Genomic DNA, 23445 nt, shown 5'->3' with positions numbered 1-23445 from the left:
CCGGCTTTTCCTTGGCATCGCCAATTATTTCGCCAACACGCCACATGCAGCAAACGAGTGAACGGATTCATGCGACGGCCGCGCAATACGGCATTTGGATCGCGCAACAAGTCGACCCGGAAGGCGCGAACTATCTGACGGGCGAGGCGATCGAGTTAAACGGCGCGCTTGACGTCGGCGCGCTGCAAGCCAGCGTGACCGACGTGCTCGACCATGCGGATACGCTGCACATGCGCTTCGAATGGGACGGCGGCGCGCCTAGCACGCAACGCACCTTATGGCAGCGCCGTGTTGCCGCGGATGCGTCGCTGCCGACCGTCGATTTCAGCGCGCACGGCAATCCCGAACAGGCTGCGCGTGCGTGGATGCATGCATCGCTGTCGGCCCGCTGCGACGTGACGTCCGATGCGCTGTATCGGACCGCGCTGCTGCGGTTGTCGCCACTGCGCCACTGGTGGTATTTGCAGGTTCATCACATCGCGCTCGACGGATTCGGTTACGGTCTGCTACAGCAGGCTGTCGCCGCGCGCTACAACGCGCGTGTCGGCGGCGCGCCGCTGCCTGCGCTGCCGACATGGCGCATCGAGCCGGCGGTCGACGCGGACGCCACATACCGCGAGACAGGCAGATTCGAGCGGGATCGCGCGTTTTGGCGAGAGCATTTGCGCGGCTTACCCGCACCTGCGCAGATCGCGCCGCAACAGCGCTCGGGCGATATGCCGCGGCGGCGCACGCTGACATTCGAGCCGGCGCGTGCCGATGCGCTGACGGCCGCGGCCGCACGCGCCGGCTCGGACTGGAGCGCATGGATGCTCACCGCGATCGGTCTGTGGCTGGCCAAGCAAGCGGGCCGGCGCGACCTAACGTTCGGCATGCCGGTGATGAACCGGCTGGGCACCCCCGTTCTCGATGTGCCGTGCATGGCGATGAACCTCGTGCCGTTCGCGGTACACGTTCGCACCGATGCGTCACCGCATACCCTCGTGGCCGAGACTGCCGGTCAATTGCGCGCGATCCGGCCGCATTTGCATTATCGCTATAGCTGGATTTGCGGCGATCTCGGTTTGCTCGAACACGACAAGCCCGTGTTTAACCAGGTGGTAAATCTGAGGCCGTTCGATCGGCGCATCACGTTCACCGGCTTGACGAGCGATGTGCATCCCGTCAGCGCCGGGCCGGTGAAAGATCTGAACGTGACGTTCGTCGTGCGTGATCGCGCATGGCGCGTGACGCTCGAAGCGAATCCCAATGCGTATGACGATGCGCGTTTATCGGCACTCTCGCACAATTTGTCCGGCTGGCTGGCCGCATTCGCCGCGCATGAGCCGGATAGGCCGCTCGAGCCGCTATTGGACGATCTGCCGCCGCTGTCGGTCTGCCGAGGCGAGCCGCTGCGCGAGCCCGTGATCGACGTGCTCGCGCTTGTGCGGCAGGCGGCGGCGCGCGTACCGGACAGCATCGCGATCGAAGCCGGCGACGTGCGGCTCGATTATCGCGCGTTGATCGCGCGCGTCGATGCGCTCGCGCAAACGCTGACCCAACGCGGCGCGGCCGCGCACAGCCGGATTGCGATTATGGTGGGGCGCTCGGCGGATGCGATCGTGTCGATGCTGGCCGCATTGCAAGTCGGCGCGGCATTCGTGCCGCTGGATCCCGGCGGCCCCGCGCAGCGGACAGCGGACATGCTTGCGGATGCTGCGCCCGATCTCGTGCTAACGCGCACGCAGTGGCGAGGCGTGACGGGCGCGCTGCCGGTCGTCGATCTCGACGCGATCGATTTGGCTGGCGCGGCGCTCGGCACCGTGGCGGACAAGGTGTCGAGCCGCGTCGATTCGATGGCCGCGCCGCGCGTCGGCGCGACTCCAAGCACGGCCGCGAATGCCGCAACGAGCGTCGCCTCGATCAGCGAAGCGGACGTCGAGCTGGACGCTGCGTCGCGTATCGTTACGGATAGCGAAACGAATGCCGAGCCGTGCGCCCGACAACCCGCGTATCTGCTCTACACGTCGGGCTCGACCGGCAAGCCGAACGGCGTGCTGGTCGGCCGTCGCGCGCTCGCGCAGTTCGTTGCGAGTACGCGCGCGTTGTACGGCATCGGGCCGTCCGACCGCGTGCTGCAGTTCGCGCCGCTGCATTTCGACGCGAGCATCGAGGAAATCTTCTCCGCGCTATGCAATGGCGCGACACTTGTCTTGCGCAACGATGCGATGCTCGATTCGGTCGCGACCTTCGCCATCGCGATCGAGCGTCTGCGCATTACGGTGCTCGATCTGCCGACCGCATACTGGCACGTGCTCGCCCATGCGCTCGACGCCGATGCCGCGCGGCGGCTTGGCGGCGTGCGGCTCGTGATCATCGGCGGCGAGGCGGCGCTGCCCGAGCGGATCGCGCGTTGGCGCGCGCTGCTGCCGCAGCACGTGCTGCTCAACACTTACGGGCCAACCGAAGCGACGGTCATCGCGACCACGGCGCGCGTCGGCGGCCCGCACGCCGTTTGGCGTGACGGCGATGCGGTGCCGATCGGCCTGCCGCGCCCGGGTGTGGACGCGCGGCTCGTCGACGAGCGGCTTTATCCGGTTGCAGTGGGCCAAACCGGCGAGCTTGTGCTCGTCGGCGACGCACTCGCGCTCGAGTATCTGCACGATCCCGAACTGAGCGCCGCGCGCTTCGTCATGCTGCCCGACACTGGCGAGCGCGCATATCGGACCGGGGATCTCGCCCGGCTGCACGACGGGCAATTGCGGTTTCTCGGGCGCATCGATCACCAAGTGAAGATCAGCGGCTTGCGCATCGAGCCACTCGAAATCGAAAACCTGCTGCTGAGGATGCCGAACGTGCGCGAGGCGGCGATCGTGCCGGTATCGCGCGGCGACGGAATTTGCACGTTGAGCGCGTTTGTCGCGGGCGAGCCTGCCGTGGCTGCGCTGCGCGCGTTCCTTGCGCGCTCGCTGCCCGCACCGGCGATTCCCGATGCGTGGCACGTGCTCGACGCACTGCCGCGCAACCCGAACGGCAAAACCGACCGCAAGGCGCTGCTGGCGCATGCAACCGCGCAACGCACGGACAGCACCGACGCCGACGCGGATGCGAGCGGGCTGGAGCGCCAAGTCAAGCGCGCGTTTTTGCACGTGCTGGGCGATGTTCCGCTCACGGGCGCATCGAATTTCTTCGATCTGGGCGGCAAATCGCTGCAAGCGATCCAGGCGGCCGCGCACCTTGCGGCCGAATTGCGGCGCGACGTGCCGGTTTCGATGCTGTTTCGCCATGCGAGCGTGCGCGCGCTCGCGCAGGCGCTGAGCGTGCCGCTTGCGTACCACCGCCCGCATGCCACACCGGATGCGTTCGCGCCGACGCTGACGATCCAGACCGGCGACGCGGGCCGGCCGGCGCTGATTTGTTTCCATCCGGCCGACGGCATTGCGTGGGGCTATCTACGCATTGCGCGGCATGTGCCGCAGACCACCGTGTATGGCTTGCAGATGTCGGTCGGCGAAACGCGCAGTGCTTCCGATTTCGACGCGCTGGCCGAGTGCTACGCGGCGCGCGTGCGCGCGTTGCAGCCGCAGGGGCCGTATTACCTGCTCGGCTGGTCGCTCGGCGGCGCACTTGCGCATGGTGTCGCGGCGAAGCTGGCGCGCGACCGGCACTCGATCGGCCTGCTTGCGCTGATGGACAGCTATCCCGCGTCGGCGTGGCGCGCCTACCCGATGCCGGCATTGCGCGACGTATTGCAGATCTTGCTGAGCGCCGACGGCGATTTCGATACCGGCGGCGCGGCCGCCGATGCGCTGCGCGAGCGGTTGCTGCGCGCGAACGGCGCATTTGCCTCGCTCGGCCCGGCGGGCTTGGACGCGTTCGCCGCACAGGCGCTGCGGCAGATGCAGATGTTCCGCTCAAGCGATACGCCGCGCTACGACGGCGACGTGCTGTTGTTTCGCGCCGCCCGCCATCCCGCGCATGCGCCCCGTGCCGACGCGTGGTCCGCGCATCTGCGCCCGGGCGCGCTGCAATGCCGCGTGCTCGCATGCTCGCACGAAGGCATGTCCGATCCCGCGCCGATGGCCGAGATCGGCGCGGTGCTCGCCGAGCGTCTCGGATAGCGCTGGCGCGCGAAACCGGCGCCTGCGCGTCTTCGACGCTTTTCCACGATTCTCCGGCATTCACGATATTCAGGAGCTTGATCCGATGAGTGGCACCTTCCCCGAATTTCCCGGCACGGTCGCGGTGGTGAGCGGTGCCGCGCAGGGTATCGGCGCGGCCGTTGCGCGCGCGCTTGCCGCGCGCGGCGTGAGCGTCGCGGCGCTCGACGTGCGCGCTGATGCGCTCGCGCAGTTGGCCGCCGACGCCGGATCGGCCGGCGCGCGCATCCATCCGTTTGCCGTCGACGTCGCGAACGCCGACGCCGTGCGCGCCGCCGTCGAGCGCATCGATGCGACGCTCGGCCCGATCGGCATGTTGGCCAATGTCGCGGGCATCTTGCGCGTGGCCGACGCGAGCACGCTGAGCGATGACGATTGGGCGCACAGCTTCGCCGTCAACACGAGCGGCGTCTTTTATCTGTCGCGCGCGGTCGCGCAGCGGATGATCCCGTTGCGCGCGGGCAGCATCGTCACGGTCGGCTCGAATGCGGCGCTCGTGCCGCGAATGCGGATGGCGGCATATGCGGCGTCGAAGGCGGCCGCGCATCAATTCACGAAATGCCTAGGCCTCGAGCTTGCCGAATACGGGATTCGCTGCAACATCGTCGCGCCCGGCTCGACCGACACGCAGATGCAGCGCCAGCTTTGGACCGATGCGCGCAGCGCCGACGCCGTGATCGACGGCTCGCTGCCGGCGTTTCGCACCGGCATTCCGTTACGCCGGATCGCCGATCCGGACGATGTCGCGGCCGCCGTGCTGTTCCTGCTGTCGAACGCATCGCGGCATGTGGCGCTGCATAGCTTCACGGTCGACGGCGGCGCGACGCTCGGCGCATGACACGGCTGGCGCGCGCCGCAGCGTCGGCGCGCCGGCCTCTTCGTTTTCTTCTCGATATCCGGTTATGAAAAACATCATCCTGTACTCGAACGGCGGGGCGGCCGGGGAGCCCGCGCGCGGCGCGCGGCAGCGCGTTCGCATGCCGTTGCCCGCGCCTGCCGCGTTGCGCCGGCGCTATCCGCTCACGGCGGCGATGCGCTCGAGCGTCGACGCTGGCCGGCGGCAATTGCAGGCGATTCTCGAGCGACGCGATCCGCGCTGGATCGCGATCGTCGGGCCGTGTTCGATTCACGATCCGCAGGCCGCGCTCGATTACGCGCTGCGCCTGGCCCGCCTGGCGCCGGCGGTGCGCGATGTGTTCTGCATCGTGATGCGCGTGTATTTCGAGAAGCCGCGCACGACGCTCGGCTGGAAAGGGCTCATCAACGATCCGCGCCTGGACGGCAGCCATCGGATCGACGAAGGGATTGCGACCGCGCGCCGGCTGCTCACCGAAGTCAGCGCGCTCGGGCTGCCGGCCGCGGTCGAGGCACTCGATCTCGTCACGCCGCATTATCTGAGCGATCTGGTGAGCTGGACCGCGATCGGCGCGCGCACGGCCGAATCCCAGGTGCATCGCGAAATGGCCTCGGGGTTGCCGATGCCGGTCGGCTTCAAGAACGGCACGGACGGCGGCGTCGACGTCGCGGTTCACGCAATGCTCAGCAGCATGCAGGCGCACACGTTCATCGGCCTGCACGACGAAGGCTATCCGGCCGTGTTGGATACCGACGGCAATCCACATGCGCACCTGGTTTTGCGCGGCGGCCGCGACGGCCCGAACTACGGTGCGGCGAGCGTCGCGGCGGCTGAGCGCGCGCTGTGCGCGAATGCGTTGCCGCAGAACATCATCGTCGACTGTTCTCACGCGAATTGCGGCAAGCATGCCGCTCGGCAGGTCACGGTGCTCGACGATGTCGTCGAACAGATTTGCGCCGGCAATCGCTCGATTCGTGGCGTGATGCTCGAGAGTTTCATCGAAGAAGGGCGGCAGTCGCTCGATGACGGGCCGGCCGCGTTGCGCTACGGCTGCTCGATCACCGATCCGTGCCTCGGCTGGCAGGCGACCGAGGCGGCGCTGATGAGCGCGCATGCGCGTCTGGCCGCTCATGTCACGCACCGTCGCCAATCCGCGCCTTCGCCGCTTTATATCGATCAGGAACGACATGTCCACGACTTCCGCTGACACCGCGTCGACAGCCGCAACCGGCCCGGCGCTCACGCCGCTGCTCATCGCGAATTTCGCGATGATGGCGGGCAGCTATGCGTTCTTCGCCGTTGCGGCCCCGCTCGCGCGCTTGCTGAATCTGCAGGCATCGCATATGGGCGCGATCATTGCCGTGGTCGGGCTGGTCTGGGTCGCGACCGCGCGCCGTTGGGGACGCTTGGCGGATTTGCGCGGCCGCGTGCCGGTGATGCGCATCGCGATGGCCGGTTTTACCGCGTCTTATCTGCTGCTCGCGCTGTATGTCGGGTGGGCGCTGCGCGCTCGCGCGCCTGCGCTCGCGCTGAGCGTGGCGGTGCTGTTGGCGACGCGCGCGGCGATGGGCGGATATTTCGCCGCGTTGCCGGTCGCGGCGGTTGCATGGATTGCCGATCGCACCGCGCCGCACGCGCGCGCGGCGGCAATGGCGCGCTTCGGCGCGGCGGGGGCGCTCGGCATGGTGATCGCGCCGCCCGTCGCCGGCTGGATCGCCGGCCACGATATGGCGGCGATGCTTGCCGTGTTCGCGCTGTTGCCGCTCGCGGGCTGGCCGGGGCTCGGCCGTCTGCGCGATACCGGGCCGCGGGAGCGGCGCGATGCGCCGGCGCGGCTGAAGATCGCCGATGCGCGGATACGCAAGCCTTGGCTCTGCGCCTTGGTGCTGTACAGCGTCATCGGGATCGCGAACAGCGCGTTCGGGTTTTACGTGATCGACCGGCTGCACGTTCCGGCGCGGCAAGCGGCTGTCGTCGCGGGCTACGCGCTCGGCAGCGCGGGATTGGGCATGATCGCGATGCAGTCGGTGGTCGGCCGGCTGCCGAGCGTCGCACCGCTGCAGTGGCTGCGCTGGGGAGCACTCGCGGGTGCGGCGGGGTTCGCGTCGGTGCTGCTCGTCGGGCCGGCGCAGCCGATGGCCGTCTGCGTGAGCTATCTCGTCGCCGCGTGCGGGATGGGCGCGTCGTTTCCCGCGGTGGCCGCGCTCGCGAGCGCGGCGGTCGATGCGCGAGAGCAGGGCGCATGCGCCGGGGCGATGTCCACCGCGCAAGGGCTCAGCATGGTTGCCGCGCCGCTCATCGGTGCGGCGTTGTATGACTGGCGCGCACAAGCGCCGTTTGTGGTTATCGGCGGGATGTTGTTGATGGTGTGCGGCGCGACGTGGCTGCGCACACGGCGGATGCATGCGCAGCCGTGACGCGGGTTGCCCGGCGCGCAACGGCGGGCACGGCGGCATGCGCCGGGCGGCGGAGTCGAGCGGTGGGGGCGTGAGTTGCGCCGGCCGGACGGCGGGCGCGAATACGCGGCGCCGGCGGGCTGAAATATCGGCGCACCGGCATATCGGCACGCGGGCGCGTCGATCGACTATGCTGGACGCGCTAAGCGGCTAAGCGGCTAAGCGGCTAAGCGGCTAAGCGGCTAAGCGCGTCGAATCGACGCTGCCCAGCGCGCCGCGCGTCATACCGAGCAGCGAGCGATATGAAAGCGCAGCTCCGATTCTTCCGGATCACCGTCGCCGCTTCTCGGGCGATAGACGCCGAGCGTCGTGCCGCTCGAGCCGGATGGCGCGAGCGTGACGGTCCAATCCGCATCGGTCGAGTACGGTCCGATCAGCACGGTCGTCGGGTTTTGCTGCGCGACGCGCGCCTGCGGCAGGCGGCTCGTCAGGCAGCGTTCGATGTCGCGCGGCTCGCGCGCCGACGACACATAAATGATTCGGCCGTTTGCCGAGCTGCCCTGCGGGCCGTTCGCCGGTGAGCCGGCGCAGGCAGCGAGCGTCGCTGCGGCGCTGACGAGCGCGCAGCGCACGAGAATCTTGATCGATTTCATAGGCGATTCCAAAGTGATTCGTTGCAAAGTCATGCGTTGACGGCACATCCGGATTCCACCCGGCGCATGCCGCTTTGCGCCGATGAGGCGGATGATGTGAGCGAAATGTCGTGCGAAACACGATGCTCGTGCATCCGGACGTGCCCCCGAGCCTAACAAGACACGCGCGCCGAGGGTGTTAAAAAGTGTTTTCATTTCGCTGACGGCGCGCGACGCGCAAGCTTGAAAAAGGCTGTGCACGATGTGTCAACGCCGCGCGCACGCGCTGCGTTATAGAAGCGGCGCACGAGCATCCGGTGCGACGAATGCCCGGCGAACAGCCGGGCGCACGGCCGGATCTCGGATAATACCGGCGCCAGATGCGCTCCAACGCATCGTTCTTAATCGGATCTTTCCGTTTTGGATAGTCAAGGAAAAACATGAAGAAGATCATTGCTTCGATCGCCACCGCTGCTGTCGCACTCGCTTCGGCTTCCGTGTTCGCACAGGCGTCCGCGCCGGCCGCGTCCGCGCCGGTTGCCGCATCGGCCGCCAAGCACGACAAGAGCAAGCCGAAGCACGAGCTGAAGAAGCACGGTTCGGAAAAGGCCAAGATGAAGGCGGAAGCCGCGTCGGCAGCCGGTACGAACGACAAGGGCGCGCAGCAGTAAGCATTGGCCCGCGGCGGTGCGACGCGCCGCCGCCGCTTCTCGGACAAACCCCGTCCTCCTTGCGCAGGGCGGGGTTTGTTTTTTGTCACGCCTATTCAAACCACTGCCGAGCGGGCGGAATTTCAAGCACCGGCACAAACCCAAGCGCGATTTTTTTACGCTTGGGCCATGCGCCCGCGCGCCGGTCATACGCCGGGCGGTACCGGCCGCGACACGCTGTCGATCAGCGTGCGCATGTGCCGCCAGTGCGAGCCTTCCCAAAACACACGCCGACAGATATCGCAGGTGACGAAGCGCGTATGCCGCTCGAGCACGCTGGGCGGCACGCGTGCGGCGGCCTGCGACGGTTCGATGCGCCGCAGCGGCGCATTGCACGACAGGCACAGCCGGAACGGTTGCGCGCGGCCGGCAAGATCGAGCCGGTCGAACAGTTCGCGCAGCTGGGCGGGCGGCTTGAGCGCGCGCACATAGCAGCCATGCACGATGGTGCGGCGCTTGAGCAATTCGCGGTCGCGGGTGAGCACGATGCGCGCGTCGCGCGCGGCGATCGCTTCGATCCGCGCGTCCGGATAGTGATTGTCGTAGAGCGTATCGAAGCCCGCCAGACGCAGCAGCTGCGCGAGGCCGCCGAGATGCGCGTCGGCGATGAAGCGCGTGACGCGCAACGGCGCGGCGCGCACGCGCAACAGTGGGCCGATGCCCGGCGATTCGACGCGCGCGTGGACGGCGACGCGGTCGCCGTCGTCGAGCGTGCGCTCGAACGTCGACGATTCGCCGTTGACCAGAATCAGCTCGACCTCCGTGTGCGGAACGCCGAGCGCTTCGATCGCATGTTTGACGCTCGTGCCGCGCGCGTGCGTGCGTTCGAATTCGCGGTTGCGCAGCGGCCGCGCAAGGAAATCGTTCAGCTCTGCATGGAAGCGGAAGGTCACGGTGATCATGGCCCAGTATCGCACCGCTGCGCGCTGGCCGCATCGCGCGCGGATGGATGACGGCCGCGAGCAAATATCACGTGCCTGTGCTTTACTCGTGCTGGTGACGTGACACGGCGAATGAAAGGAACACGACAGATATGGACATCGGATTTATCGGTACGGGCGAAATGGGCGTGGCGATCGCGACGAATCTGCTGAAAGCGGGGCATCGCGTTCGCGTATGGAACCGTTCGCCCGAGCGCGTCGCGCCGCTGGTCGCGCTGGGCGCGCAGCAGGCCGCGACGGTTGCCGACGCGTTCGCGGGCGATGCGGTGTTTTCGATGCTCGCCGACGATGCGGCCGCGCGCGGCGTGTTCGATGCAGCACTGCTCGAACATGCGCCGCGCGGCCTCATTCATGTGAATATGGCGACGATCTCGATTTCTCTGGCCGGCACGCTCGCCCAAATGCACGCGGAGCGCGGCATCCATTACGTTGCGGCGCCGGTGATGGGACGGCCGGACGTTGCGGCCGCGGCGCGGCTGACGATCATCGCGGCCGGGCCTGCCGAGGCAATCGACCGGATGCAGCCGGTGTTCGACGCGATCGGCCAGAAAACCTGGCGGATCGGCTCGTTGCCGCAGCATGCGAACGCGGTGAAGATCGCGGCGAATTTCACGCTCGCGTCGGCGATCGAGACGATGGGCGAAGCCGCCGCGCTGCTTGCCGCGCACGGCGTCGCGATGCGCGACTATCTGGACGTGATCACCAACAGCGTGTTTCCCGGCCCCGTCTACCAGGGTTACGGCGAGATGATCGCGCAAGGGCGCTATGAGCCCGCGTTGTTCAAGGCGCGGCTTGGGCTCAAGGACGTTCGGCTCGCGCTCGAGGCGGGCGACGCGGGATCGGTGCCGCTGCCCATCGCGAGCGTCGTGCGGGACAGCTTGATCGAAGCGCTCGCGCATGGCCACGGCGAGCAGGATTTCGCGGTGCTCGGGCAGGTAGCGGCGCGGCGGGCGGCACGATGACGGGGCGTGACGCGGCGGCCATTTGTCTTGGATGCACGGCGGCCGTTGCGCTTGTCCGCCGCTCGCCCTGCCCCGGTCAGCGGTTGCCGGCATAATCGGCGTTGCCTTTCTTTTTTCGAAAAGGACGTTATGAATCTGCATACGTGGTGGCTGTTTGTCGCGACGGTTTTTGTCGTATCGGCGATTCCAGGGCCGAACATGCTGCTCGTGATGACGCACGGCGCGCGCCACGGCTTGCCGCGTTCGACCGCGACGATGGCGGGCTGCCTGAGCGCGCTTGTCGCGATGTTGTCGGTATCCGCGGCGGGGCTCGGCGTGTTTCTCGAGACGTGGCCGGCGATGTTCGACGCGCTGCGCTATGCGGGCGCCGCATATCTCGTCTATCTGGGCGTGAAGGCGTGGCGGGCGGGCGTCGACGAGAAAGGCGGCGCGCCGGGCGCCGAGCCGCGTGCGGGCGGCGTGTGCGCGGCCGAGGTGTCGCGCTGGGCGCTGTTTCGCAACGGCTTTCTCGTCGCGGGCAGCAACCCGAAGGCGATCCTGTTCGCCGCGGCGCTCCTGCCGCAGTTCATCGACGCGTCCGCTTCCACGCTGCCGCAGTTCGGTATTCTCGTTTCGACGTTCGCGGTCATCGAGGTGAGCTGGTACATCGTCTATGCGTCGTTCGGCACGCGGATCGGCGCGACGCTTCGGAGCGCAAGCGTCGCCAGGGCGTTCAACCGGCTGACGGGCGGGATCTTCGTCGGCTTCGGCGCGATGATGGCGCTGGTGCGGCACTAACGGGGCGTCGAACCGGTTTGCGATAGGCAGGCGGTGTGGGTCGCGCGGCCTTTGATGCGGCGCGGCCGTTTTGCAGCGTTCCGACTGATGCGATTCATACGCAAGATTTCGCGCGCGAGATTCGCACGCGCCGTGCGGTTGCCGGCCGTCTTGCGCAAACAACCGGCTTGCCTGCCGGTCCGGCGTCAACAGTGGTCTGCCGCGCGTCGCGTCGGCGCAAGCGTCACTGGAGTCCGCCAACCGGCGCGACCCCTACCGGCCACTGGAGCCCGCCAACCGGTGCGGCCCCTACCGGCCGGCGGACCCGTCGCTCACCGCGCCTCGCGCCGCCAGTCCAGCACGAGCGCCGCCCACGCGAATCCAAGCCGGAGCCTCGGCACGCAGCCGACCGTGCTCGTCGCGGCGCGCTAATTTGCGCTGCCGCCAGGGCCGCTGTCGCTCGACACGCTCGCGCGCTATCCGCGGGCGCTAAGTCAGGACGGCTGCGGGATGCGCTCGGCGCTCGGCGCTCAGCCGCGCGTTTAGCGCGGCGGGGTTGTCGTTCGACGTCGTGGTTGAGGCGCTCAGCTTGGATTTGCCGCTCTCGCTCGTTGCGCGCGGGGCTGGGCTGGGCGTCGCGGCGGTGTCGGCGCTGGCGCGCAACCCGCACCGGGCGGCGTTGAAGGTGATCGAAGCGCCGGGAATCGCGCCCGGAATCCACGTATGGCTCGTACACGGCGTGCTGCCGGGGCGGCAGATGTGCCCGGTCGAGCTGCTGCGCGACCAGTGGAGCGCGGTGCTGGAAGCGGAAAACGGCGCGCCAACCGCATCGGTGGCGCGGCTGCCGGCGCATTAGAGCAGTTGCTCGAGGGAAAATCCGTATTTTCACGACAGAAATGTTGCAACGCGTCAAAGGATATCGTATAGTACGAACTGTCTCCTCCATGTCTCCTCTGATATGGATTCAGCCCGCCTTTTCAGGCGGGCTTTTTTTTTGCCCGTCGATCGGGGGAGCCGCGCTCAGAACTTGTACGACATCCCCAGGTAGCTGATGAGGGGATCGGCTTTCAAGTCCGATTTCGATTCCGCGAGCGTTGTGCCGTCGGCTGCCTTGATCGTCACGGTCGACGTCGTCTTCAGCGGAATGTACGTGACCGACGCGACGAGCCCCCAGTGATCGGTGATGTTGTACGTCAGGCCCGCATTGAACACCGGCTGCCACGACGACGACGCCTTTGCCGACACCTGCGTGAGCCCCGGCTTGCCCGCGCCTGCGGCGAGAATCGCTCCGAGATTGTCCTGCGTCTGCTTGATGAAGTTCGTGTTGAGTTGCAGATCGCTGAACCAGTTGTACGACACGCCGATGCCGACGAACGGCCGGAACTTGGTCGTTGGTTGACCGAAATAATACTGAAACACGACGGCCGGACTCCACTGCCGCACGCTTTTCACGTTCGGATTGACCTGCGCGAGCCCGATGTTTTGCGTACCGAGCGCGCCCGCCGGGCCGGGCGGGACGATCGTGCCGTGCCCTTTGACCGAGAACACCGGCGGCACGCCCGCCACGGACGTCACCGCGATGTGGTCGGTCACGAAATGGCTGATCGTCATGCCGAGCGTGTCCGAGCCGCTCGTGCGCAGCCCCGTGCCGTCCGACGTGAACGACGGCGGCAGCCGCAGCGGCGTGTTGATCGGCGTAGGCGCGACGTTGGTCGTGAGCGGCGTGCTGCTTTGCTGCGGCATCACGTGAAACCATCCGAGCGTGATGACGTTGCTGCCCGCGCTTTGCGCATGCGCGGCGAACGGGGCCAGCGCGGCGGCGCCGAGCGCCGCGCGGAGTGCTTTTTTCATACGGCCTCCCGGTCGCTTATTGCACGAACGCGCCGATCGTGAAATACGGCGACGACGAATTGGACGTGTCGAGCAAGCCGAACACCCCTCCCGTGAAAATGAACTTGCCGGTGGGCGCGGAGCTGCCCGCTCCGACGTGCGTCGATGTGATCGTGCCTGGTACCGTCTGTGTGTAGTCGAGGTTCAGCGCGGTCGCGAGCGACGCCTGCGACGCATTGAACGGGTCGAGCAGCGTCGCCTGCGTGTTGGTCAGCGCGGTCGTCCGATAGTCGAACTGGCTGTCCACGCCGATGTACTCGCCGTTTTGCGAGCCGGTCGTGAGCGCCGTTTGCGGCGACAGGATCGAGATGCTCGCCTCGTCGTCGGCGGTGAGGCCCGGCACGCCGTTCGCGTCGGGTGTCGGGCCGGGGTTCGCGACGCCCGTGCGGATCATGATCGGCACCAGCTGGTTGCGCAGCTTGCCGACGATCACGAAGCCCTTGGCCTGCGGCACCGTCGCGAGCGTCGGCTTTGCCTGGCTCTGGAAATGATCGGTCTCGAACGCGCCCGTGCCGTTGGGCGATTGCACGAGGTTGGTGCCGGGCTGGCGGCAGGCGCCGGCGTAGATGCCCGTCGAATCGCAGCGGGTCCATGTGCCGTTCGCATTGATCGTGACCTTCGCGTCGATCGTGACGGGCGCGAAATTCTGCGAGCCGACCTGGCCGTAACCGAGCTGGCTGTACGTGCCGGCAAGATTCGCGACATTAGTCTCCAGCGACGAGAACGCGATGAACGGGTAGTACGGGAATTTCGTGTCGGGAATCGCGCCTTGTCCGAGCAGGCCGCCGTACTGGATCTCCTTGCCGGGGACCGTGCCGCCGACGACGCCCATTCCGAGGAAGATCCGCGCCGGGCGGTTCGGGTCGAGACTCGCGCCGTTCAAGCGGAACGCGCAGTTATTGAGTTTTTGCGTCGGCAGCAGCGTCTCATGCGTGAGCGTGCCGCTCTGGACGGTGCCTGCGCGTGTCGGCGCGGCGGTGCCCGTGGTTTGCGGAACCGGCGACGCGACGAACGTGATCTGCCAAGTCATCTTCGTCGTGTCGATTTGCAACTTGACGAGTTCACCGCTGCCGCTGCCGCCCGTATAGACCGTGCCGTAATCGACTGTCGACGGACAGAGCGGCGTCTCGACGACAGGCTGCGCTTCGCTGCTGTTGTCCGCGCCGCCACATGCCGAAATGAGGGGGGTAGCGCAGGCCAGCGCCAGAATGACGTTCCGCTTCATGATGCTCCTCCAAACTCCACAAAATTGTCGTTATGCGGCGGCCGGCTCCCTGTCGGCCGCTCGTCGTCGGGCTGGCTGCGGGCTGACGGCGGCGCGGCATTCGCGCGCGCCGCCGCGCTCCCAAGCGCCCGCTACTTGCTGACTTGCGCGCCCACGCCGAAGTAAGGCGCGGACGGCGTTTGCCCGGCGATCGCCGAGCTTTGCGTGATACCGCCGTTGACGGTGCCCTGGATCAGTGCCGCATAGAGGCCGCCGTTCGCGATCACGTAGCCGCTCGACGCGGGCGAGCCCGACGTCGAGGCGCTGAGCAGACCGGGCGTCGACTGGCCGTAGTCGAGGCTGAAGCCCGTTTCCGCTTGCTGCGTGCTCGGGTTGACGAACGTGCCCGCCGCCGCCTTGATTACCGTTGCCGTGTATTTGAAGTTCGAGTCGGCGCCGGCATAGCCGCCGTCGATGCTGCCCGACGCGATCGCCTTCGCGAGTCCGAGCACCGCGATGCCGGATTCGTCGTCGACCTTCGCGTCCAGATGCAGCGGCGGCGTGCCGAGGTTGACGTCGCCCGTGCGCACGATGACCGGCACGGTCGCGCCGTTCAACTGGCCGAGCACCATGTGCGCACTCGCCGATTGGCCCGTCGCGCCGACGATCGGCAATTTCGTTTGCGGCAGGATCTGCGCAGCCTGGGCGCTGTTGAAGTAGCCGTTGCCGCTTGCGGTCCACGGCTTGCCCGTCGTCATGCAGCCCGACGCGCTCGTGGAAGTGCAAGCGCCGTTCGCATCGAACGTCTCGCTCGAATTGATCCCCTGCGTCGCATAGCTGGCCGACGGCACCGAGTGATAGATCAGCGCGTTGTACGTGCCGGGCAGTTTCGAGAGATCCGTCGTCGTGTTCGCGAAGCCGAGGAACGGATAGAAGTCGAAGTGACGTTGCGGCACTTGGCCGACGTTCTGCAACAGGCCCGGAATGATCGTCAGGCCGCTGAATTGAATCGTCGCGCCGGGAATGCCGCCGCCCGCAACGCCGAAGCCGATCAGGATCATCGGCGGGTTTGCCTGGTTGAAATCGGCGGCGCTCGAGTAGGTCGCGCCGGACGGCGACGTGCCGCTGCCGGGCAGCAGCACGAACGCGCAGCGCGTTTGTTCGGCCGTCGGCAGCGTGCCGGCGGGCGGATGCGTGACTTGGCCCGTGATCGTCGTGCCGGCGCGCGACGGCGTGACGGTGCCGGTCGTGAGCGGAACCGGCGATTCGAGCCACTTGAGCGTGTACGTCATGGCGGTCGCGTTGATGTTCAGGCTGACGATCTCGCCGCCGCCCGCGCCGCCCAGATACGTGCTGCTGCCGATATCCGCATTCGCCGGGCAGAGCGCCGTGTTGGCGGGCGTCGAGCTTGGCGGACCTTGCACGCCGCAGCTCGCGCCGGAGCATTGCGGAACATCGATGGCGGCTGGGGAGCCGCCGCCGCCGCCACTGCACGCGACGAGCATCGGGGTAAGGGCCATGGCCATTGCCACCCCTTTCGAAAAGGCTTCCGACATGCCTCTGTCTCCAATGTGCTTATTTGTTTCAATAATTTGGGCATGTCGTTTTTTCCTGTCAATCGATGGAATCGTCTAAATGGGCGGACTTAAACGATTCGAAGTGGTTGGCAGCCCGAAATGATGGGCCGTGACGAAGGAAATTAAAACGGAAGGGCTGTTTGATGTTTTCGCGGCAGCCGCCGGGAAGTGTTGTTTTTTCGAGGTTTTATCGGGGTTTTTGCGGATCGCTGCAAGCGTTTGAAGCGTGGATCAGGTGAATCCCTATCCGGGATAATCATTAAATCGATAATTCTTTGCGCTTTGCTTTTGGTTAATTCGAAAGCTTGTGAATATATGTAAACCGCCCGGTATTCTTTTAATTGCTTTCGGATTTAATGTGGCATGAAAAAGCCGGCCTCGCGGGCCGGCTCGTTATCGCACGCTGCAATCCGGGGGCGGTTTAGCGCTTGAGCCCCGTGTCCTCGGCCACGCCGATGTTGAGGTTCATGCATTGAATCGCCGCGCCCGACGCGCCTTTGCCCAGGTTGTCGAGGCGTGCGACGGTTACGAAGCGCTCCGCCGTGCCGAACACGAACAGGTCGACGCGGTTCGTGTCGTTGCTCGCCTGTACGTCGAAGAAGCCTTCGTCGAGATTCTGCGCCGCGTCGAACGGCGCGACCCGCACGAAGGCCTCGCCCGCGTAGTGCTCGGCGAGCGTGTGCTGGATGTCCTGCGGCGTCGCACGTTTCGCGAGCTGCGCCGGCGTGAAGTACGTGGTGACGGCGAGACCCTTGTAGAACGGCCCGACGATCGGCGTGAAGAGCGGCGCGTTCGCGAGGCCGGTATGCGCCGCCATTTCGGGCAGGTGCTTGTGCGTGAGGCCAAGCGCATACGGACGCGGGCTCGCGAGCTTGACGCCGCCCGCCTCGTAGTCCGCGATCATCTTCTTGCCGCCGCCGCTGTAACCCGTGATCGAATAGCAGTGCGCGGAGAATTCGGGCGCGACGATACCCGCATCGACGAGCGGGCGCATGGCGAGTACGAACGCCGATGCGTGGCAGCCGGGCACCGCGATGCGCTTGGCGGTGCGGATGCGCTCGCGTTGCGCGCGGTTCAGCTCGGGCAGGCCATACGCCCAATCGGCGCTCGTGCGGAACGCGGTGCTCGCATCGATCAGCGTCGTGTGCGGATTGTCGACGAGCGCCGCCGATTCGCGCGATGCGGCGTCGGGCAGACACAGGAACGTGACGTCCGACGCGTTGATGAGGCGGCGGCGCTCGTCGACGTCTTTGCGCTTCGCTTCGTCGATGCGCAGGATTTCGATGTCGCCGCGCGCGGACAAATATTCGAAGATCTTGAGGCCTGTCGTGCCTTCCTGGCCGTCGACAAAAACTTTCGTGCTCATCTCGCTCTCGCTGGATTGCGCTGGATCGGAGCGGCCGGCGTGACGCCGCCGCGAGAAAACCGCTATTTTAAGATGCAACGCGCGGCATCGTAACCGGATTGGCGGGAAAAATACCGCTGGGTTATCCCGCTCGCCATCGCTAGTGCTGAATCCGCGCCATTCGCCGATCCGTCCCTGTTCTGTTTGCGTCTCCGGTTGGCGCGGCTGCCGATGACGCCGTGCCGGTCCGGCTGCGCGGGCGGGTTGCGCCCGCTGTCCCGGCCCTGATTTTTGGGTCGATCGGTGCCGCCTATCGAGCGTCGGCGGCACGGCTGCCGACGCGCGCCGATCACTTGCCTGCGCCGCGGCCGACGACGGTGGCGCGCCGATCAGGATATCGGCGCTCGCTGTGCTCGCAGGCCGGTTTCAGTCTTGAGCGATCGGCATTGCCGGCCGGCCAAGGCTGGGCAGCCGACGCGCACCGGCTGCACCGAGCGCGCGCGGTTGCCCGCGAGCCCGGCGCGCGCTCGCCGGGCTGGCTCGGTTACCGGCCGGCGAGCCAGCGCGCGGTGGCTGCCGCGACGCGCGCGCCGAACACCTGCGCCGTTTCGAGATCGCCCGGCAGCGGCGCCTCGTCCGGCGACGCATCTGACGGCGATTGCGCGAGCAGGCCGGTGAAGCCGCCGACGTAATTGACGTCGTTGCGGGTTGCCGCCTTCGTGTTCGCCGGCATCAGGCCGGTGCCGACCCACACCATCCCATGTTGCATTGCGAGCGTGACGAAGTATTGAATCGTCGAGAATTTGTCGCCGTTCATCGTTGCCGAGTTCGTGAAGCCGGCCGCCAGCTTGTCTTTCCACTTCTGCGTGAACCATGCCTTCGACGTCTCGTCGGCGAACTTCTTGAAGTCGGCGGACGGCCCGCCCATGTAGGTCGGCGCGCCGAAGACGATGGCGTCGGCGGCGTCGAGCGCGGCCCAGCCGGCGTCGTCGAGGTCTCCGACCGCGATGAGCTGCGCGCTCGCGCCTGCCTGTTGCGTGCCGGCCAACACGGCTTCGGCCAGCTTTTTCGTGTGGCCGTAGCCGCTGTGATAAACGATGACGATGTTCGACATGCCTGTTTCTCCACAATGAAACGACGAAATCGCGCGCGAACCGGCCGCGCGCAACGATGCGCCCCAGCAAGCGGCGCGGGACGACCGGCTAGAGTCTAGCTGTGCGATATGGCGCGAGCGAGGCCTTCGACGCATAACTGAATTGCGCAGGTGAAACGAATGTCGGGCGCGATGCGCGCGGGGGTTTGCCGTCGCGTTGGCGAGCGCCGGGCATGGGTGGGAGGAGCGGTTGAGCGCGCAGCGGGGCGTGCATCGGAAGGTAGGCAGCCGGGTGGCGCATCGTGCTGGCGGCGGCTCCGATGGCGGTTGCGACTGCCTCGGTTGCCGCCGTCAGTCGCAGCCGGGCGGCTTCGCAAGCGGCAAAGCCTTCTGGCAGCCGTGGTAGAGGAGCGCCCAATGGCCGCTGTCGCCGCGTCTGCCCGCTTGCGCGCGTTAGCGCCCGTAAATGACCACGAGTTGCGCGGAGCCAAGCGTCTCCGTGCCGATCTCATGGTCGAACATCTGCGCGGGGCGACCTGTGGCGACGCGCAGGTCGGTCGCCCTCAGCGCGTATACCGTGATCACATAGCGATGCGGTTTGCCGGGCGGCGGGCAGGGGCCGCCATAGCCGTCGGCGCCGAAGTCGTTGCGCGCTTCGATTGCGCCGATTCGCCGCAGATAGCCGGACGCGCTCGCATTGGCGGGCAGGCTCGATACGCTTGCCGGGATGCCCGCGACGGCCCAATGCCACCAGCCGCGGCCGGGCGCGTCGGGATCGAACATCGTGACGGCGAAGCCTTTCGTGCCGGGCGGCGGGTCGCGCCACGTGAGCTGCGGCGAAAGGTTGCCGCCCTTGCAATCGCCTTGGTTGAACAGATGGATGGCCCCGACGCGCCCGCCGGGATGCAGATCGTTGCTTGTCAGCGTGAACGGGTTTTGCGCGAGCGCGTGCGGACCATGGAAGAGGCCGAGGAGCGAAGCGCTGGCGACGGCGAGCGAGAAGAAGCGCCGGCGCGAACCCGGCGGAACCACTCGGCGACCCACACGCATATGGCCCTTCTCCTGTCATGTATGCCGGCGCGTCCCGGCGCTGATCGACAGCGATTCGATGTCTGAATCCGATTATGGGAGCAAGTCTAGCATTAGGGGACGCATGGCGGCGTGAGTCGCGCAAACCAGTCGGTGTGCGTGGCGGGAGCGTATGTGGACAAGGCTGACGAGTTGCCGGTGCGTTGGGCGCGCCAAAAGAAAACGCCTGCCGATACCGGCAGGCGTTGCGAGGTCAAGCAACGGCGCGAAGGCGGCACGCACTTACCGAAGCTTACTCCTGCAAGCCCGTCGCGCCACCATGCGCGGCCGACCATTCGGCCGGCGCGTGCAGGAATTTCTCGACTTCGTCGAGCGTCTTCGTCTCGAAGTAGCCGGATGCCTTGGCCATGCGCAGCACATCCCACCATGTCGCGAGCGCGTGCAGATCCACGCCGATATCCTTCAGCACCGACACGCTTTCCTTGAAGATGTCGTAGTGGAACAGCACGAAGCAATGGTTCACCTGCGCGCCGGCATTGCGCAGCGCGTTGATGAAATTGACCTTGCTGCGGCTGTCGGTCGTCAGATCCTCGACGAGCAGCACGCGCGAGCCTTCTTCCAGAAAGCCTTCGATTTGCGCGTTGCGGCCGAAACCCTTCGGCTTTTTGCGCACGTATTGCATCGGCAGCATCATCCGGTCGGCGATCCATGCGGCAAACGGGATGCCGGCCGTTTCGCCGCCCGCCACCGCGTCGATCTGCTCGAAACCGACGTCGCGCAGGATCGTCGATTCGGCCATTTCCATCAGGCCGCGGCGCACGCGCGGAAACGAGATCAGCTTGCGGCAGTCGATATAGACGGGGCTCGCCCAGCCGGACGTGAAAATAAACGGCTTGTCGGCATTGAAGTGCACCGCCTGCACTTCGAGCAGGATTTTGGCGGTCGTGTCGGAGATCGTCTGGCGATCGAAGCCTGTCATGGGGCGTTCCTTGGATGATGAGCGAGGGCAGGCGCGGGCCCGGTGGCGCAGCTTACGGGAATCCGGTTGCAAGAGCCGGGCGCGGATGGCGCGGGCGCGCGCGTTGTGACTGCCGCCCGCCGCGTCGAGCCGCTTCGCTGCGCGCGCAGCCGACTATTTTACCCGATGTGCGATCCGTCCGGCGGACCTCGGCGCGCTTGCCGCGATCGGGCCGTTTTGCTGGCGGCGCAACGGGCGCGGGCAAGCCGCGCAAACCGCCGAAAGCCAGTATCCCGAAGCAATTGCCGCTGCCGCGCCGCAGCATCGTGCGGGCCGCCGGCAGGTGTACACTAGGCGACCCTAAGTATTCGCTCGGTGCTTTGTACTTCCCGCTTGCCATCCGCCAAGGTTCAATGCCGCGCCGATCCGGCGCGCGACGGCCGTCGCAGTCGACCATCCCTTCGATCTCCGCATTCGTGGCCTCTGGTGCTCGGTACTGAGTCTCCAATTCCTCTATAACGCATGTCTCTCGCAAGCTCATCATGGACGAACAACTGAAACAGAGCGCGCTCGCTTATCACCAGAATCCGAAGCCCGGCAAGATCTCCGTCACGCCGACGAAGCCGCTGTCGAACCAGCTCGACCTGTCGCTCGCGTACTCGCCGGGCGTGGCCGCCGCGTGCGAGGCGATTCACGCGGATCCGCTCGACGCGCAGAAATACACGTCGCGCGGCAATTTGGTCGGCGTGGTGACGAACGGGACGGCGGTGCTGGGCCTCGGTAACATCGGCCCGCTCGCGGCCAAGCCGGTGATGGAGGGCAAGGGATGCCTGTTCAAGAAATTCGCGGGCATCGACGTGTTCGACATCGAGCTGTCGGAATCCGATCCGGACAAGCTCGTCGACGCGATCGCGATGCTCGAGCCGACGCTCGGCGGCATCAACCTCGAAGACATCAAGGCGCCCGAGTGCTTCTACATCGAGCAGAAGCTGCGCGAGCGGATGAAGATCCCCGTGTTCCATGACGATCAGCACGGCACCGCGATCATCGCGTCGGCGGCGATCCTGAACGGCCTGACGGTGGTCGGCAAGAAGCTCGCGGACGTGAAGCTCGTCTGCTCGGGCGCGGGCGCGGCGGCGATCGCGTGCCTCGATCTGCTCGTGAAGCTGGGCCTGTCGAAATCGAACGTGCTCGTTGCCGATTCGAAGGGCGTGATCTACGAAGGGCGCGGCAATCTCGATCCGTCGAAGCAGCGCTATGCGGCCACCACCGACGCGCGCACGCTCGCCGACGCGATTCGTCAAGCGGACGTGTTCCTCGGCTGTTCGAGCGCGGGCGTGCTCAAGCAAGACATGGTCAAGACCATGGCGGACAAGCCGCTGATTCTTGCGCTCGCGAATCCCGAGCCGGAGATCCGCCCGGAAGACGCGAAAGCGGTGCGCCCCGACGCGATCGTCGCGACCGGCCGCTCCGACTATCCGAACCAGGTCAACAACGTCCTGTGCTTCCCGTTCATCTTCCGCGGCGCGCTCGACGTCGGCGCGACGACGATCACCGAGGAAATGAAGCTCGCGTGCGTGCGCGCGATCGCCGAGTTGGCCCAGGAAACCGATCAGAGCGAGGAAGTGGCGAAAGCGTATGAAGGCCATTCGCTCGAATTCGGCCCGGAATACCTGATTCCGAAGCCGTTCGATCCGCGCCTCATCATCAAGATCGCGCCCGCCGTCGCGCAGGCGGCAATGGATTCGGGCGTCGCCACGCGCCCGATCGCCGATATGGACGCGTACCGCGAGCAGCTCGGCGCGACCGTCTACCGCACCGGCATGGTGATGCGGCCCGTGTTCGCGACCGCGAAGTCGAATCGCGCGCGCATCGTGTTCGCCGAGGGCGAGGACGAACGCGTGTTGCGCGCCGCACAGTTCGTGTTGCAGGAGAAGATCGCGAAGCCGATCATCGTCGGCCGTCCGGCGGTCGTCGAGATGCGGCTCAAGAAGATCGGCTCGAAGCTGACGGTCGGCGTCGATTTCGAGATCGTCGATCCGGAAGACGATCCGCGTTACCAGCGCTGCTGGCAGGCATACCACGAGATCGGCGCGCGCGACGGCGTGACGCCCGAGGTCGCGAAGGCGGCGCTGCGCAAGTTCAACACGCTGATCGGCGCGATGCTCGTGCATCTTGGCGACGCAGACGGGATGATCTGCGGAATGATCGACACGTATCACAGCCATCTGAGGTTCATCGAGCAGGTGATCGGCCGCGCGCCGGCCGCCGGGCATTTCGCGGCGATGAATCTGCTGATGCTGCCGGGCCGTAACCTGTTCATGTGCGACACCTACGTGAACGAGCTGCCGAGCGCCGAGCAACTTGCCGACATGACGATTCAGGCCGCCGCCGAGATCGAACGCTTCGGGATCGTGCCGAAGGCGGCGCTGTTGTCGAATTCGAATTTCGGCAGCGCGCCGTCGGCGTCGTCGCGCCGGATGGCGGAAGCGCGCCGGCTGATCGCCGAGCGTGCGCCGGATCTCGAAGTCGACGGCGAGATGCACGGCGACGCGGCGCTGTCCGAGGCGGTCCGCAAGGCGGCGTTCCCCGGCACGACGCTCACGGGCGAGGCGAATCTGCTGATCATGCCGAACGTCGAGGCGGCGAACATCGCGTACAACCTGCTGAAGATGGTCGGCGGCGAAGGCGTGACCGTCGGCCCGTTCCTGCTGGGCGCGGCGAAGCCGGTCCATATCCTGACGCCGGCTGCGACCGTGCGCCGGATCATCAATATGACGGCGGTGGCCGCAGCGAACGTGCAGGTAAAGTAACGCGAACGCGCGGGCGCGTGGGCCGTTCCTGGCCGGTTCGGTTGCCCGCGCGAACCGCATGCTGGTGCGTAAAAGGAAAGGCGGTCGCCCGAGTGGGGCGGCCGCCTTTTTTCATCGCTGCAAGTTTTGTGGCTGCCAGCGGCC

At 66.7% G+C, this 23445-nt stretch carries 16 protein-coding genes and 2 pseudogenes; 9 read left to right on the top strand and 9 right to left on the bottom strand.

Going from position 1 to position 23445, the window contains the following annotated elements; all coding sequences use genetic code 11:
• Positions 1 to 44 precede the first annotated feature (44 nt).
• The 4 genes from BSIN_RS22390 (at position 45) to BSIN_RS22375 (ending at position 7412) form a co-directional block, all read left to right on the top strand.
• A complete protein-coding gene (locus BSIN_RS22390) occupies positions 45 to 4100 on the top strand; it encodes an AMP-binding protein (protein WP_089342042.1) in 4056 nt (1351 codons plus the stop codon).
• Between the two features lie 85 nt (positions 4101 to 4185).
• Positions 4186 to 4977, top strand: coding sequence for a 2,3-dihydro-2,3-dihydroxybenzoate dehydrogenase (locus BSIN_RS22385; RefSeq protein WP_059516249.1), 792 nt, complete (start codon positions 4186 to 4188; stop codon positions 4975 to 4977).
• A gap of 64 nt (positions 4978 to 5041) precedes the next feature.
• Positions 5042 to 6202, top strand: a complete 1161-nt coding sequence (locus BSIN_RS22380; protein ID WP_089342041.1) for a 3-deoxy-7-phosphoheptulonate synthase — start codon at positions 5042 to 5044, stop codon at positions 6200 to 6202.
• Positions 6183 to 7412 carry an MFS transporter gene (locus BSIN_RS22375; protein ID WP_089342040.1) on the top strand — a complete coding sequence of 410 codons (1230 nt, stop codon included), beginning with the start codon at positions 6183 to 6185 and terminating at the stop codon, positions 7410 to 7412. The genes BSIN_RS22380 and BSIN_RS22375 overlap by 20 nt, the downstream gene beginning before the upstream one ends.
• Before the next feature lie 260 nt (positions 7413 to 7672).
• Here the strand turns inward: BSIN_RS22375 and BSIN_RS22370 are convergent, their stop codons facing one another.
• Positions 7673 to 8044, bottom strand: coding sequence for a hypothetical protein (locus BSIN_RS22370; protein ID WP_173678737.1), 372 nt, complete (start codon positions 8042 to 8044; stop codon positions 7673 to 7675).
• 419 nt (positions 8045 to 8463) lie between these two features.
• On the opposite strand from BSIN_RS22370, the gene BSIN_RS26065 reads away from it, so the two are divergent.
• Entirely contained in the window at positions 8464 to 8694 is a 231-nt protein-coding gene (locus BSIN_RS26065) for a hypothetical protein (RefSeq protein WP_173678736.1), read from the top strand.
• Between the two features lie 185 nt (positions 8695 to 8879).
• Here the strand turns inward: BSIN_RS26065 and BSIN_RS22360 are convergent, their stop codons facing one another.
• Positions 8880 to 9635, bottom strand: a complete 756-nt coding sequence (locus tag BSIN_RS22360; protein WP_089342038.1) for a Mut7-C RNAse domain-containing protein — start codon at positions 9633 to 9635, stop codon at positions 8880 to 8882.
• Between the two features lie 128 nt (positions 9636 to 9763).
• On the opposite strand from BSIN_RS22360, the pseudogene BSIN_RS22355 reads away from it, so the two are divergent.
• The 3 genes and pseudogenes from BSIN_RS22355 to BSIN_RS26625 all read left to right on the top strand — a co-directional run.
• Positions 9764 to 10636: pseudogene (locus BSIN_RS22355) on the top strand (NAD(P)-dependent oxidoreductase); the annotation flags it as partial.
• 129 nt (positions 10637 to 10765) lie between these two features.
• The gene (locus BSIN_RS22350) at positions 10766 to 11413 is read left to right on the top strand and encodes a LysE family translocator (protein WP_089342036.1); all 648 of its coding nucleotides are present in this window, start codon (positions 10766 to 10768) and stop codon (positions 11411 to 11413) included.
• Between the two features lie 363 nt (positions 11414 to 11776).
• Positions 11777 to 12248, top strand: a pseudogene (locus BSIN_RS26625) (LysR substrate-binding domain-containing protein); the annotation flags it as partial.
• 164 nt (positions 12249 to 12412) lie between these two features.
• Here the strand turns inward: BSIN_RS26625 and BSIN_RS22340 are convergent.
• From BSIN_RS22340 to BSIN_RS22310, 7 genes are all read right to left on the bottom strand, one after another.
• Positions 12413 to 13243, bottom strand: coding sequence for an OmpW/AlkL family protein (locus tag BSIN_RS22340; RefSeq protein ID WP_059516264.1), 831 nt, complete (start codon positions 13241 to 13243; stop codon positions 12413 to 12415).
• Between the two features lie 16 nt (positions 13244 to 13259).
• Positions 13260 to 14507, bottom strand: a complete 1248-nt coding sequence (locus tag BSIN_RS22335; RefSeq protein ID WP_059516266.1) for a DUF2957 domain-containing protein — start codon at positions 14505 to 14507, stop codon at positions 13260 to 13262.
• Between the two features lie 131 nt (positions 14508 to 14638).
• Positions 14639 to 15991 (bottom strand): DUF2957 domain-containing protein, encoded by a 1353-nt coding sequence (locus tag BSIN_RS22330; protein WP_369828241.1) that lies wholly within the window; start codon positions 15989 to 15991, stop codon positions 14639 to 14641.
• Positions 15992 to 16484: 493 nt separating this feature from the next.
• Positions 16485 to 17429, bottom strand: coding sequence for an N-acetyl-gamma-glutamyl-phosphate reductase (argC, locus tag BSIN_RS22325; RefSeq protein WP_089342034.1), 945 nt, complete (start codon positions 17427 to 17429; stop codon positions 16485 to 16487).
• Positions 17430 to 17952: 523 nt separating this feature from the next.
• Positions 17953 to 18522, bottom strand: coding sequence for a flavodoxin family protein (locus BSIN_RS22320; RefSeq protein WP_089342033.1), 570 nt, complete (start codon positions 18520 to 18522; stop codon positions 17953 to 17955).
• Positions 18523 to 18954: 432 nt separating this feature from the next.
• Positions 18955 to 19551: a YbhB/YbcL family Raf kinase inhibitor-like protein gene (locus BSIN_RS22315; protein ID WP_089342032.1), complete on the bottom strand. Its 597-nt coding sequence runs from the start codon at positions 19549 to 19551 to the stop codon at positions 18955 to 18957.
• A gap of 271 nt (positions 19552 to 19822) precedes the next feature.
• Positions 19823 to 20509 (bottom strand): orotate phosphoribosyltransferase, encoded by a 687-nt coding sequence (locus tag BSIN_RS22310; RefSeq protein ID WP_069233648.1) that lies wholly within the window; start codon positions 20507 to 20509, stop codon positions 19823 to 19825.
• Between the two features lie 521 nt (positions 20510 to 21030).
• Here BSIN_RS22310 and BSIN_RS22305 point away from each other — a divergent pair.
• Entirely contained in the window at positions 21031 to 23301 is a 2271-nt protein-coding gene (locus BSIN_RS22305) for an NADP-dependent malic enzyme (protein ID WP_069233650.1), read from the top strand.
• Positions 23302 to 23445: the final 144 nt, after the last annotated feature.

This window comes from Burkholderia singularis, from assembly GCF_900176645.1.
Classification (GTDB): Bacteria; Pseudomonadota; Gammaproteobacteria; order Burkholderiales; family Burkholderiaceae; genus Burkholderia; species Burkholderia singularis.
This window is presented reverse-complemented; position numbering and strand designations above follow the sequence as displayed.

What these genes read in the sequence shown, in the direction of transcription:
- BSIN_RS22390 (WP_089342042.1), top strand. Translation starts at nt 45, where the DNA reads ATGCAGCAAACGAGTGAACGGATTCATGCGACGGCCGCGCAATACGGC.
- BSIN_RS22385 (WP_059516249.1), top strand. Translation starts at nt 4,186, where the DNA reads ATGAGTGGCACCTTCCCCGAATTTCCCGGCACGGTCGCGGTGGTGAGC.
- BSIN_RS22380 (WP_089342041.1), top strand. Translation starts at nt 5,042, where the DNA reads ATGAAAAACATCATCCTGTACTCGAACGGCGGGGCGGCCGGGGAGCCC.
- BSIN_RS22375 (WP_089342040.1), top strand. Translation starts at nt 6,183, where the DNA reads ATGTCCACGACTTCCGCTGACACCGCGTCGACAGCCGCAACCGGCCCG.
- BSIN_RS22370 (WP_173678737.1), bottom strand. Translation starts at nt 8,044, where the DNA reads ATGAAATCGATCAAGATTCTCGTGCGCTGCGCGCTCGTCAGCGCCGCA.
- BSIN_RS26065 (WP_173678736.1), top strand. Translation starts at nt 8,464, where the DNA reads ATGAAGAAGATCATTGCTTCGATCGCCACCGCTGCTGTCGCACTCGCT.
- BSIN_RS22360 (WP_089342038.1), bottom strand. Translation starts at nt 9,635, where the DNA reads ATGATCACCGTGACCTTCCGCTTCCATGCAGAGCTGAACGATTTCCTT.
- BSIN_RS22350 (WP_089342036.1), top strand. Translation starts at nt 10,766, where the DNA reads ATGAATCTGCATACGTGGTGGCTGTTTGTCGCGACGGTTTTTGTCGTA.
- BSIN_RS22340 (WP_059516264.1), bottom strand. Translation starts at nt 13,243, where the DNA reads ATGAAAAAAGCACTCCGCGCGGCGCTCGGCGCCGCCGCGCTGGCCCCG.
- BSIN_RS22335 (WP_059516266.1), bottom strand. Translation starts at nt 14,507, where the DNA reads ATGAAGCGGAACGTCATTCTGGCGCTGGCCTGCGCTACCCCCCTCATT.
- BSIN_RS22330 (WP_369828241.1), bottom strand. Translation starts at nt 15,991, where the DNA reads ATGCTCGTCGCGTGCAGTGGCGGCGGCGGCGGCTCCCCAGCCGCCATC.
- argC (WP_089342034.1), bottom strand. Translation starts at nt 17,429, where the DNA reads ATGAGCACGAAAGTTTTTGTCGACGGCCAGGAAGGCACGACAGGCCTC.
- BSIN_RS22320 (WP_089342033.1), bottom strand. Translation starts at nt 18,522, where the DNA reads ATGTCGAACATCGTCATCGTTTATCACAGCGGCTACGGCCACACGAAA.
- BSIN_RS22315 (WP_089342032.1), bottom strand. Translation starts at nt 19,551, where the DNA reads ATGCGTGTGGGTCGCCGAGTGGTTCCGCCGGGTTCGCGCCGGCGCTTC.
- BSIN_RS22310 (WP_069233648.1), bottom strand. Translation starts at nt 20,509, where the DNA reads ATGACAGGCTTCGATCGCCAGACGATCTCCGACACGACCGCCAAAATC.
- BSIN_RS22305 (WP_069233650.1), top strand. Translation starts at nt 21,031, where the DNA reads ATGGACGAACAACTGAAACAGAGCGCGCTCGCTTATCACCAGAATCCG.